Source organism: Lacticaseibacillus sp. 30 (assembly GCF_053819265.1).
In genome coordinates, this window is sequence record NZ_JBSOQX010000038.1 from 1 (window position 1) to 11854 (window position 11854).

The following is an 11854-nucleotide window of genomic DNA, read 5'->3' on the forward strand; positions in this document are numbered from 1 at the left end:
CCTAGTAAAAGCGCGTCTGCTGTTCCTGCTTCTTCTTGTCTTTTTCGCGTTCACGATCCTGATCGGCCTGGCGTCTTTGATACTCGCGTTTGGCTAATCGCTGTGCCTTGATATCGGCGTTGAAAATCTTTTGTAGGCCATTCAAGTGATTGGCTACTGATGGTTGATGATGTGTTTGAGAAACAGCTTCTTGTTCGGTACGGTAAGCTGATATATCTTTTAAAATACTGTTACCCATCCGGGCATACAGTTCATGTAATTTGTTATCGGTGTAGTCTTGCGCACGGTTAGCTTCTTTTGTGCCACTGCCATACAAGGCTTCACGAAAACGTGTTTCTTGTGCGAGTAGTTGTTTAAATTCGCCCAACTCTTCTGGCTTACAACGCATCAAATAGTTTCGCGACATGGCATCTAACTGACCGCGATAGGGCTTCATGGCATTGTTGTTGTACTTCCAAAGACGGCGATCACGGGGCAAGCTTTTGACCAGCTCTTGATACCTAACGGCAAAGTCTAGGCTGCTCTGATGACGCCATGCAGACCGCTGATCGGGTTGTAGTCGTTGACGAATGAGGTCACTGATCCGTGCAAGTGAACGATCGCGATCAACCATTTCGTTGGCAAAGGCCGCCTTGAAATGGTTCAAGATCTTCTTAGGTACATAACCTTTGCGCTGCCATTCTTGATAGGTCTCACCGTGCTTACCTTCGACGGTAACTCGTTTCCATTCACGGGTAGGTTGTGGCTCCACAATGGCAACATGAATATGAATGTTGTCTGTGTTGCGGTGAATGGCAGCAGACCAAATAGCGGAATGTGTCATACCCATTTTACCGGTGAAGTCGTTCATGGCGACCCGGGTAGCGTCCCGCAACTTGGCTTCATCTAACTGTTTGGTCTTCGGATTGTAGACATTGTTTTCAGCTAGAAAGTCATTTCGGAAACTGAATACGGACTGCCACATGACTGACTGATGCTTTTGTGCCACGGTGAATTGTTTCTTTAACTCAACGCGTTGTGTTGGTGTTAGATGATCGTATTGATCAGTGAAGATGCCGGAAGACTTTTTCGGATTCTCCATGTAGTGGTTGTAGCCGTCAACTGACAGAATGTTTTGTTTGTCAAAGTGATCAATCCGAATTGCCTCGTCTCGATCAATGTAATTGATGTAGCTGCCAAACTTTTTGGCATGGGCTGCGACAAAATCGGTCACATTGACAATGCCCGGTGATACTCGACTAGGCATCAGCACCACCACCTCGATGGTGTACTTGAGTCGTTTGGTGACGAATGTACTCCGTCTTAATTTGGTCACTGACAATCCTACGAGCAACCGTTGTTGGTTTCATTGTGTCATCGGGAATGGGTAAGTTATCCCAGCCATTTTGGACGACAACACCATCAAACAGTTTCAGTAAGACCAGCAAGTTACGGTCAGTCATCGTCACTTTCTTTGTGGTGGGTTTGAGCTGCGTCATAATCTCCTGCACTATTTCATGGGCTAGTTGTTGTTGCTGAGTAACTTGTTGGGTCAGTTGATGGTGCTCATCCATTAAAGACTTGAGGGCAGCACTTAAAGTTTTAAGATCATTCTCATCCATATATTTTTGAACGTCCTCTGGATTAGCGAAGCCTTCAAGGTTGGTATCCAAAGTCACTGTTTTTCTAATCCTCATTAGGCAACCTCAACCTCCTAACCGCATCAACAAAATCAAGATAGGCTTTCGTATTTTGCTCAATGATGATTGCCATTTGTCTTGTTAGTTCGCGCAAATCGGACACATCACCACTGAGTAGGTGATCGGTTGCGTCATGATGAATGAGTTCGCGAAGATACTCCTCACGTGACAAACGACTACGCTTTGCAGCATCATCCAAGGCAGCTAAATCTTGTTCAGAAAGATTTCTAATGATGGTTGTATGAGCCAAAAAAATCAATCCTTTCTTTTTAATGTTTTATTTTTAAACAGCATGGCCTCCAAAATATTTGATTTGTTGACCTTAAGGTTGTACTTAGCAAGCTCCGGATTTTGATTTAGTTCCCGTTGCTTTTCAGCTACAAGGTGATCCAACTTTGCGATTGCCTGATCGCTCAAGGTCATCATGACTCGACGTGTTTCGTTTTGTTTATCCATCTCAAAGCCTCCTTCATAGTGATGACAAACTGTCGCCTGGCAAACCCACACGGCTTTAAAATCGCGTCACGTTACCGGACGATTTTTGGTAAACAGTTGCGACTACTCTGGTCAAAACGTGAACGTTTTTCACCAGGCAAACGATCAGAAAAATCTGAGTTGCGAACCAACCGGCCTCAAAAATGGCCCGGTCGAAACAAGCGTATTTTTAGGATGATCTGACACACCCCTAAATAAAGAAAGAGCATAAGGTAAATCTGACCCCAAAAGTGGGGTAAACCGCAGTGCGGTTTGATTTATGGTGGGGTCACGTTCCTAGTGAATTGTTGTATTATGAGATAAAATTCAACATTAGAAAAAAGACGATGTTGAATTTTAAAAGAAAATCCAACATTTATCAATCGCACCTAATCCCTTGTGCGAGTTGGAATACAGAGGACAGTGTTTAATATTTCTCCAAAATGCAACATTTGCCAAAAATGGCACCTGACCACGCGAACAAGCACAGTTTCGGTGTTGCAACGCTCGCAACTCACCAGTGGATCGACGACAACATGAAGCGCACACGACAAGTTGCACTACCTGCAAATATACATACGCACTCAATGATGAGCGTAATTTTGATAGCGCTTCTCGTAACTTTGAAGATTGTTCTGTGCCACCTTAATGGCACTTTGCGTGTTGCTGATGTCTTGTTTCTTGTCTTGTATATTCGTCTCGGTTTGCATCATGCGTTGTTCAGTTGCTCGCTTTTGTTTACCGACTTGCAAGTTGGCGGTGTCTTTTTGACGGGCTAAACTAGTCTTCAAAATTTGCAGATCATGATTGTATTGGACAAGCTTCTTTTCTAAGGAAGCGACTCGGTTGGTCGTGTTGCTTCGCAAAATCTTGAGGTAGTTTTTAAGATAAACGCCTTCTGTTAAGGACGTCACCTTGGTAGGATGGCGAAGGTCTAGGAGAACAAAATCAATCGCACTCGTGACCCCTGACAAGTCTTTTTTGGAACCTAGTTTGACAAACAAGCGGCCATTGCTGATCGCACTTTTCTTAAACCTGACCACATAATAGTCATCGGCGATTTGTTTCAATTGGGTATGGAAGTCACTGCCGCTATGTGTCTTTTTGGTCACGACGACAGTCGTTAAAGGTGCCAGCGGGTCGATGGTGTTCTTGGTTACATAGAAGTACATGGCGGCGTTTTGCTTGTCCGTATCGACCCCAGCAAATTGAAATTGGTTGTTGCCTTGATCGAAAGTCTGACCAAGACTGTACTTGTTTTTGTCTTGAAAGTGAATACCTTGATTCATCATTTTAATGTTCACCTGCCTTGCCACCAGCCAGCACTTTGTCGATTTGCTGCTCGCGGTAACCGGTGTACTGCGTCACCACTTTGCCCTTTTTATAATGAACTAGGGTCGGTACCTTCGTGATGCCATCCTTCTGGAAGCTACCAACATAGCCGGCCAGCGTCTTGGTTTCTTTAAGTGAGTACATCCGGTTAGCGACAATGGCAAATTGTGCATTGCCATCTTTATCAGTAACAGCCGTTTGCTTGTTACCAAGATTGTCCGTTAAGGTGAATTCAACACCAGCTAAGGCTTTACCATTCTGGTCAACCTTATGAATCTTAACAATCCCTTTTTCAAGTGTATTCTTGGCGGTGTGTTCGAAGGTTTGACCATCCTTTGTCAAGGTAATGCCGGTCTGCTTAAAGCTTCCTTGGTACCCTGTAGGGATCTTAGTTTCTTCAGGCGTATAGGTGCGATTGGCAAGAATCTGGAATTGTGCAATCCCGTTTTTGTCAGTAACAGTGGTCAATTTGCCACCCAAGTTATCTGTCAAAGCAAATTCGGCACCAGCTAAAGCTTTGCCATCCTGATCAACTTTATGGACTTTGATCAGACCAGCAGCCCGTGTCCACTTAGCTTTATTACCAGCTAATAGTGGCTTGACCACACCTGTGACCAGTGAAATACTATCTTGATACTTTTGCGCACCATCGTTGTAAACCACTGGGACAATGGCTTTAATGCTCCCATTGATGTCAAACGTCAGATTCCCAGTCGGGGTGCTGTCTGGAATCAACAGTGAGAATGCCTGACCGATTGTAACGGTGTTATTGGCGATCGCATTGCCATTGGCATCAACGACCTTCATGCCAGCAACCTGGTTCTTGAAGTTCAAGGTTGCGGTACCAGCCTGATTGCTTTGAACGGTGTAAGTGAACTTGTGATAACCTTGCACGTCAGTCGCCCCTTGTACTGCTAGGATCATGGTCGTATTGGCGGTATCACTATTATTCATCACATTGTTGTAAACCTTGGTTGCGGCTGCTTTAACCCGGTTAACTGCGGTTTCACCATAAGGTGCATAAATACCGTCGCCGAAATCACCTGGCTGTGATGCTTGCCAAACAATCTGGTTCCGGCTAAAGTGCCAGCTAAAATTCAAGAAACCGTTTGGGTTGCATACCAGGCTTTCTGATCAGTCAAACCGGAAATTCTTCTGCCGTTGTCGCTCAGTTCTTTGTCCTTGTTTGACTTGCACAGATGAGGCATATTGACTTGTGAACTCAATCATAAATTGATCTGGTACAACCCGGCCATCTTGTAATTGGCCATCTTTGCCGCGACCGTGCGCAACTCGCCCTAATGGCCGATCCGGAATGACTAAATCATCAGGGACTAGCCAATAGTATTTGGTCGGTCGAATGCGCTTAGGCGTCATGAAGTAACCTGCCATCATGGTGTCTTTTCCCAGCACCTTGACGTGACGATTGCGATGCTGTGTAAAGGTTTTTAACTCAGTATCAGTCTCTGTTTTCCCCCGGTTCAAGCGTTCTTTGACGGCGACATAGCTGTGCTTTCTAGCTTCTTCCGCTCGTTGATTAGCAGTTTTTTGTGCCTCTGCCAGAATATCCTCTCGTTCATCAGGATCACTCGTTTGAATCATGAGTAAATGCAGACCGGCACGTTCTGCCTCAGTTAGCTCTTTGAGGTTTTTGAGCGCTACCTCTTCCGGAAAGGCTTCACGTTTTCGTTGATTAAACTCTTTAGAACTCATTAGGGCCGCCTCCATTAGCTGTCATGAGTGATTTATTCCAGTATGCCACCAAGGTCTCTTTCATAGCACCAAACAAGTAATTTTCGACGTTGTTAATTTTTTTACTGTCAGAACGAAGAACATTGAAAAACCGGCGCATAGTCTTGTTGATCATTTCTTGGCACTGCGGATCATCTAGAACAATCGTCGTTCCTTCATGTTCCTTTTCTACAGCCTTTTTGGCATTTAGGATAATACCCAGGATCCGATGCATCTGTTTTGGAGAATTGCACCAAAGCCCAAGCAGTTCTACCCCTTCTCTGTTTAAAAAGAGGCCACCATTGGCTGATTCTGTTAAATAGTCTTTCGCTCTTCGCACAAGGTCTTGATTTTGTTTTTGAATGATCTCGGGTGAATATCGGTTAGTAGAAAAGTTCAGCTTTTCTGTCTCTTTATTGTCTCTAGTATTTGATCTTAAGTTATTATCTAGATCGTCTGTAGAATTTACAGTTCTGCTTGTAGCAAAGGCATGAGCGTCCTTCGTAACGGTGTCATGCTGAACTGTAGAATTTACAGCTTTGCGCGCAGCAAGGGGTTCAACGGTGTCATGTTGAACTGTAGAATTTACAGTTCTGCGCGCAGCAAGGGGTTCAGCCGTTTCTGGCTGCTCGCCACGCAAATAAACATCAGTAGCCTGTACATCGAGGTCAGCAAGGTAGAGCCGATTTGGCAGCTGTTTACCCGCTTTAGGCTGAAAGCCCATGCGCTTCTGCCGCAGTAGATTAAGACCCTCTAGTTCCTTTTTGGTTTTAATCACGGTCTTTTCGGAACAGTTGAATAGTTCCTTGAGTTCAGTATTCGTATAAACAAAGTAGATGTTGCCGTCCTCGTCCACCCAGTTGTTTCTGAGAGAGTATTCTAGCCGATCCTTTAAAACCATGTAGGCTAATTTAGCCATTGGACTGAGTGCCTTATACTGATCGCCGTACATGAGAATTTTCGGGAATTGGAAGAAAAGATTGCCATAAACGCTGTCGGCTTTATAGAATTTGAATGAATCCTGTGACATAATATGTACCTCCGTTTTAGCTGGTTTATTTGTTCAGTCACACAAAAAGGACTGAACAGCTTCTCCAGCTACCCAGTCCCTACTCGTTGCTCTCTTGCTTCTCAGCAATTGACTTGCTAAAATGAGCGTAAAGCGAAAACTTGATCTGATGCGGCAATTTGACTTGCAGGAAAGATTGTCTGCACCGGTAGCTGGATTAGAGCTACGATGATGCTCCGTCATATGATGACGGAGCTTTTTTGTGTCTAAAAATTTAGTACTAACGTTCAGCGAACGCGTTGATTAAGTTTATTTTCAACCAGTGGCGCCGTTTCGGCAAGCTCTGACGTAAACTCAAACATTTACCACTTACCACTTACCATTTACCACTATGTTAATAACATTATGAATTTACCACTATATATAATGCATAATGTTAAATTCATTTACCACTATGTTAATAACATTATACATTTAACACAATAGTGCGAATTACTGATTTTCGGCATTTATTTAATTATTGACATTGTGTTAATACCATTGTAGGCTTAACGAAAAAGGGGGCGGTACTTTATGGCAACTGTATTGAGTATGGCAAATTTTAAGGGTGGCGTTGGTAAAACGAGTAGTACTGCATTACTGAGCTGGGCATTGGCAAAGAAGGGCTTTAAAGTTTTAGCAATTGACTTTGATCCTCAGGCCAATTTAACAGAGTTACTTTTAAAGACTGGATCGACCGAAGAAAATATCATCACAGTAAAGACTTCACTAATGGCAGCAATCATTACTAATCAGCCATTAAAAGATATTAGAATTAATATAGCGCCAAATTTGGACTTATTACCGGATGGGGTAGACTTTGCCCAATATCCACGATTCCTGGACGGACAATTTGAAGGCGAAGCGGAAAAGGTTGGCTTCTTTAAGCAACTGGTTGATCCACTTCGATCAGATTATGATTTCATCTTTATCGATGTGCCACCGACGATGAGCTTGCAAAATGATTCGGCGTTTTTTGCTACGGATCAAATTGTTATTGTCCTTCAGACACAGGAAAGAGCACTAACAGGTGCAGAGAACTTTATTGCCTACCTTCAGAAGACCTTAATCGACGAGTTTAATGCGTCAGTAGATATTCTTGGTGTTTTGCCAGTTCTCTCAAAGCGCCGGGCTGCAGTTGATCAATCAATTCTGGACGCTGCGACCAAGGAATTCGGCGAAGAAAATATGTTTAAGAATACTGTAATGATCATGGAGCGTATTAAACGATATGACATGACAGGTATCACTGACAACATTCACGATGGGTGGGATAAGAAAGTACATAAGGTCTTTTCTGCGGTAGCAGACGAGATCGTTCAGCGTCTAAAGGAGGCCGATTAAGATGGCAGGACTGGTGCACCATCATGAGTCTGAAGATAAAAAGGAAGCCGATGGCACAAAGAAAAAACGGCTGCTCAAGCGGGGCCCAACTATACAAGTTGAAAATCAGGTTTCCCGAAGTGACGTTACTGGAGAAGAGAAGGGGATAATCAAAAATGTCACCTACCCAGCTAATGTGAGAGTGGACAATCACGTCCGCAACCAAATATCAGCGCTTCAAAACCTTGGTTTAGGAAGTTCAGCGAAGGATATTGTGCAGGATCTGTTGGCGGAGAAGGTTGAACAACTAGATTCCCCGACCGCCAAACGCTATCAGGAAATGGTTGACATACTCGAACAAATGGATGCTTACAAGCAGACCGAGAAAGTCGATAAAGGGATAAGGGAAAACGCAAACTAAAATAATAATCACTAAGTACAATTGAAAATCACAAATAATGGTGACCGTGAATTAGGTCTTCAAAAATATAAGAATCAGGGTGAATTAAATGCCGTGTGTCATGATATTCAACACTTAGGGTTGAATGCTTGGTTAAGGCATCGAGATAGTGTACAGGTCTTTATCGCGGGCAAAGCAGGCAATCTCATAGCTTTTGCTCAACTTTGCTTTGAACCGCTGCATGTAGATGAAGATGGAGTAGCAGTCTTCAAAGTGGTTATCGACGACAACCAACCAATAACGGGTGTGCGGCGCACGGGTGAAGTAATGATCGTACTGTGACAGCATGGATTTGATACCAAGTCGAAGTTCGGTTGCTTTATCCATGATGACCACCTACCAATCCGGCGCGATCAATTGCGGTTGCGCCTATTTCTTTTGAGTAACCTCGAACAATGGCTTTGTAGCCATATAGCTGCCGAATCTTATCTATGGTTTGATCTAACAAAACGTTTGCTTCCTCCTTCTCTGCTGATTCAAAGAGACTAAGTTGCATTGTACTTGCTTGACTGATGCGATTAACGCGAACTGAGACATTTCTAACGGCGTGTCCGTTCTACTTACTATGGAGGAGAAAACGAGCAGCGCGAATTAAATCGTCTGTGTGGTTTGTCGGATCAACCTTCATTTGCGCCCCAAAACCAGAAGTGCCAGCTACTTCTGCATCAGCGTAACCAAAGCCGACACTAATCCTAGATTGCATAATTAAAGTTACCACCCAGAAAATGTGAAAAAAGACCTGTCCTTCTTTCTAAATGGCTTGCTATGCAAACACCATTTTAGCAAAAAAGGGCAGATTTTTTCGTTTTTGGCTAATGGTAGCTCTCAATATGGGTATATACCAATAAGCGGTGTGCTTTAATTTTATTATTACAAAGTATCGATACAGGTGGAAAGCTCCTTATTAGAATTAAAATTAAGGGTATACCAGTTTAAGACAGCAAAAAATAATTTCTTTATTGACTATATTATATAAATGCGTTTACAATTGAATGTGTAATCGCTTTTAAAATTCATTTTAGCAACGCGTATAAAGCTATTTTTTTATTGCTAGACTTTAAACGACCGTTCGTAAATTCTAAGCATGTGAGCTTTTATACTTAAATGGTAAAGAAAATTGGAGTCTCGTATTTTTTTGTCAGTGCTTAACTACGGGAATATCCATTTAAAAATGATTACCAGTCACTAACGACGTTGGAATTAATCGACTTCGAGCAAAGCAATGGGAGGTGAGAATTTTTGAAGCTTCGTGCAAAGACTATCGTAAACAAATACGTTGAAGGTTTCAGGCTTCTTGTTACAATGACGGCGTAAATGGAATCGGGAAGGAATTTCAAAAGTTTTTTATCAATTACTGTAGTTCTTGAACACGATGACGTTTGTACTGCTCAACATTCACTAAATAGAAATGGGGACCAGAAATGAAAAAGCTGACAAGGATTATTTTTTGCGTTATTAGTTGTGTTAGCCTAATAGCCAGTTCAATAGGACTCTATTCAACTCCAAAAATCGTAAAAGCTGATACTACATCAGTGACCGATGCCGATATTAATGCCTATATTTCTAATATGACCTTAGATCAAAAGATTGGACAAATGTTTGTGTCTCGAACATTGCAAGATACGGATAAAGCTCGATCTGATATAGCAAAATACAACCTTGGTGGGTTGATTGTATATGGAGCTGATTTCACTAGTGTTGAAGGAAAAACAGCTACCGAAGCACAGAATAATTTCAAGATGAAGGTGCAAAGTTTTCAAAACTCAGCAAGCCTGCCGTTATTGATTGGTGTTGATCAAGAGGGAGGAACAGTTTCACGCTTATCACAAAATCCTCTAATTGCGAATGGTAGAAGCTTTCCTTCACCACAAACGGCTTATGCTAATGGCGGAATGGCCAATGTAACAAAAGAGGCTAGTGAAGTCGGAACTATTCTAAAAAATCTGGGCATCAATTGGAACTATGCACCAGTAGCTGACAGCACGCCTGATACTTCTAGTTTTATTTATGGCAGAACTTTTGGTCAAGATTACTTGGCAACTGCAAACTATATTACGAATGTGATCCCTGCATGGCAGAATGCTGGTGTTGCAGCAACGCTTAAACATTTTCCGGGTTACGGATCAGCGATTGATACGCATACGGATTTTGCAGTTGTTACAAAATCTAAGGCGGATTTTGAAAAAGAGGATTTGCTTCCCTTTAAATCCGGTATTACAGCAGGAGCAGATTCAGTAATGATTGCACATATCGTAATGCAAGCTGTTGACCCAGTATACCCAGCTTCATTATCACGAAAGGTCGTTACAGACTTGTTGCGTAATGAACTTGGTTATAATGGCTTAATCATTACCGATGCATTGGAAATGGGAGCTATCAAGCAATTTGCTCAAGAACATGATCAAGTTCCTGTTGATGTTCTTGCTGTTGAAGCAGGAAATGATTGCATCATGAATAATGATTATGAAACCGCTATTCCACAGATTCATGCAGCAGTAACTAGCGGCACTATTAAGGAATCAGAAATCAATGAACACGTTTTCCGCATTCTAGATCTCAAACGCAAGTTAGGGCTGTTAACTAAAGCGCAACTTCAGCAAAAAAAGGTTCAGATTGACAATGTTTCCTACAGCAGTGACAACAAAAAGGCAACAGTTAGCGGCACAGTTGTTGATAGTGATTGGCAAGTTGGAGAACCGTTATCGGTTAAAGACTCAACTGGAAAGGTCATTATTACCGCAGACGTCGGGGCCGGTGGTAAGTTTACTTTCGATATTCCTACTAATTCCCAAGAACAAGTATTAACTCTGACCACTAATCTACCCAATATCGCTGATGCCAAAATAACTATTAAGGCTGTGAGTTCATCGAATACTAACAAAACTTTGCTAGAAAACTTGATTAAATCTGTTGAAAAATTAGCTAGCAATCAATATACTGTCAAGTCTTGGCAAGAGTTGCAAGCTAAACTAATTGAATCAAAATCAATTTTAAACAATGATAGTGCTACACAAGATCAAGTAGATGCTTCCGTTAATGCTTTGCAAAGTGCCCTTAAGCAATTAGTTTCTGCATCAAATAGCGAAAATAATAGTCAAAACTCTAATGATAGCAGTTCCCAAAGTTCATCTAACACTGGTGGACAAGCATCATCCAGTACTAGTAATGCTAATGAGACTAATATTGCTAGTAAGGATTTGTCAGGTACAAAGTCGGATAAAGGATCTAAGGACAATCACGGTTTTTTGCCAAGTACGGGTGAACGCGTGATGGCAGGAATTTCTGTTCTGGGGGTAATTTTAATAGCTTGCGTGACTGTATTATATATTCGAAAAAAAAGGGCATAACTTCTAATTATTGATTAGTAAAACTCATTAGAGGCCGCCAGAACTCACTTGGTTCTGGCAGTCTTTTTTGGCTCTGCGTCAACTGGTGTTGAAGCATAAATTTATCATTTGAGGCGGTTCTCCATTTGGGGAGCCGTCTTTGTCATGTTATGCCGTGATTTGGTAGATTCGTTTGAAGAAGTTCAGCTGATTTTTGAAGCCAAAACAGGATCGTTTGAGTGACTTGATGAGGCGGTTAACGCCTTCGATCGGACCGTTGGAATAAGAGCTGGTGACAGCGGCGAGAACAGCGACTTTGTGGCGCTTAAGCGTCGCGATCATCATGTCCATTGCCGTACCGTTTGGCTCGTAAGTAGCTAACAGGTTTGCCAGTTCCGCCGGATGTTTCTTCACCATCAAAGCATCATGAAGCGCTAAGTAGGTCTCATAGGGTTGCTTGAGCTTGGGCTCAGTATCAAGT

General features: G+C 42.4%; 11 protein-coding genes and 4 pseudogenes. 3 read left to right on the forward strand and 12 right to left on the reverse strand.

The genetic code is table 11. The features are described 5' to 3' along the window. Nucleotide 1: 1 nt before the first annotated feature. From mobP2 to ACWPAB_RS14635, 9 genes and pseudogenes are all read right to left on the reverse strand, one after another. The gene (mobP2, locus tag ACWPAB_RS14595; RefSeq protein WP_107791784.1) at nt 2-1246 is read right to left on the reverse strand and encodes a MobP2 family relaxase; all 1245 of its coding nucleotides are present in this window, start codon (nt 1244-1246) and stop codon (nt 2-4) included. After that, nucleotides 1239-1676, reverse strand: a complete 438-nt coding sequence (locus ACWPAB_RS14600; RefSeq protein WP_003660096.1) for a hypothetical protein — start codon at nt 1674-1676, stop codon at nt 1239-1241. The genes mobP2 and ACWPAB_RS14600 overlap by 8 nt, the downstream gene beginning before the upstream one ends. Next, a complete protein-coding gene (locus ACWPAB_RS14605) occupies nt 1666-1938 on the reverse strand; it encodes a hypothetical protein (protein ID WP_016382191.1) in 273 nt (90 codons plus the stop codon). Before ACWPAB_RS14605 ends, ACWPAB_RS14600 begins: the two co-directional genes overlap by 11 nt. After that, complete coding sequence (locus tag ACWPAB_RS14610) at nt 1935-2135, reverse strand: hypothetical protein (RefSeq protein ID WP_016382190.1); 201 nt, start codon at nt 2133-2135, stop codon at nt 1935-1937. The genes ACWPAB_RS14605 and ACWPAB_RS14610 overlap by 4 nt, the downstream gene beginning before the upstream one ends. Before the next feature lie 602 nt (nt 2136-2737). After that, complete coding sequence (locus tag ACWPAB_RS14615) at nt 2738-3457, reverse strand: hypothetical protein (RefSeq protein ID WP_003607074.1); 720 nt, start codon at nt 3455-3457, stop codon at nt 2738-2740. Beyond that, on the reverse strand, nt 3447-3827 hold the full coding sequence (locus ACWPAB_RS14620; RefSeq protein WP_016365110.1) for a SpaA isopeptide-forming pilin-related protein: 381 nt from the start codon (nt 3825-3827) through the stop codon (nt 3447-3449). The genes ACWPAB_RS14615 and ACWPAB_RS14620 overlap by 11 nt, the downstream gene beginning before the upstream one ends. A 15-nt stretch (nt 3828-3842) precedes the next feature. Next, nucleotides 3843-4439: pseudogene (locus ACWPAB_RS14625) on the reverse strand (prealbumin-like fold domain-containing protein); the annotation flags it as partial. Between the two features lie 189 nt (nt 4440-4628). Continuing rightward, nucleotides 4629-5198: pseudogene (locus tag ACWPAB_RS14630) on the reverse strand (hypothetical protein); the annotation flags it as partial. After that, the gene (locus tag ACWPAB_RS14635; protein WP_003660088.1) at nt 5188-6246 is read right to left on the reverse strand and encodes a replication initiator protein A; all 1059 of its coding nucleotides are present in this window, start codon (nt 6244-6246) and stop codon (nt 5188-5190) included. The gene ACWPAB_RS14635 and the pseudogene ACWPAB_RS14630, both read right to left, overlap by 11 nt. A 552-nt stretch (nt 6247-6798) precedes the next feature. Between ACWPAB_RS14635 and ACWPAB_RS14640 the strand changes: the two genes are divergently transcribed. Together ACWPAB_RS14640 and ACWPAB_RS14645 are read left to right on the forward strand one after the other, a co-directional pair. After that, nucleotides 6799-7608: a ParA family protein gene (locus tag ACWPAB_RS14640; protein ID WP_003660085.1), complete on the forward strand. Its 810-nt coding sequence runs from the start codon at nt 6799-6801 to the stop codon at nt 7606-7608. Between the two features lies 1 nt (nt 7609). Continuing rightward, nucleotides 7610-8008, forward strand: coding sequence for a DUF5388 domain-containing protein (locus tag ACWPAB_RS14645; protein WP_004559981.1), 399 nt, complete (start codon nt 7610-7612; stop codon nt 8006-8008). A gap of 28 nt (nt 8009-8036) precedes the next feature. Here ACWPAB_RS14645 and ACWPAB_RS14650 read toward each other — a convergent pair. Together ACWPAB_RS14650 and ACWPAB_RS14655 are read right to left on the reverse strand one after the other, a co-directional pair. Continuing rightward, nucleotides 8037-8374: pseudogene (locus tag ACWPAB_RS14650) on the reverse strand (hypothetical protein). Next, nucleotides 8367-8738, reverse strand: a pseudogene (locus ACWPAB_RS14655) (DinB/UmuC family translesion DNA polymerase); the annotation flags it as partial. The pseudogenes ACWPAB_RS14650 and ACWPAB_RS14655, both read right to left, overlap by 8 nt. An 841-nt stretch (nt 8739-9579) precedes the next feature. On the opposite strand from ACWPAB_RS14655, the gene ACWPAB_RS14660 reads away from it, so the two are divergent. Further along, on the forward strand, nt 9580-11394 hold the full coding sequence (locus tag ACWPAB_RS14660) for a glycoside hydrolase family 3 protein (RefSeq protein ID WP_016382189.1): 1815 nt from the start codon (nt 9580-9582) through the stop codon (nt 11392-11394). Nucleotides 11395-11541: 147 nt separating this feature from the next. Here ACWPAB_RS14660 and ACWPAB_RS14665 read toward each other — a convergent pair. Next, the coding region (locus tag ACWPAB_RS14665) for a transposase (RefSeq protein ID WP_455692705.1) at nt 11542-11854 on the reverse strand (313 nt) is incomplete at its 5' end.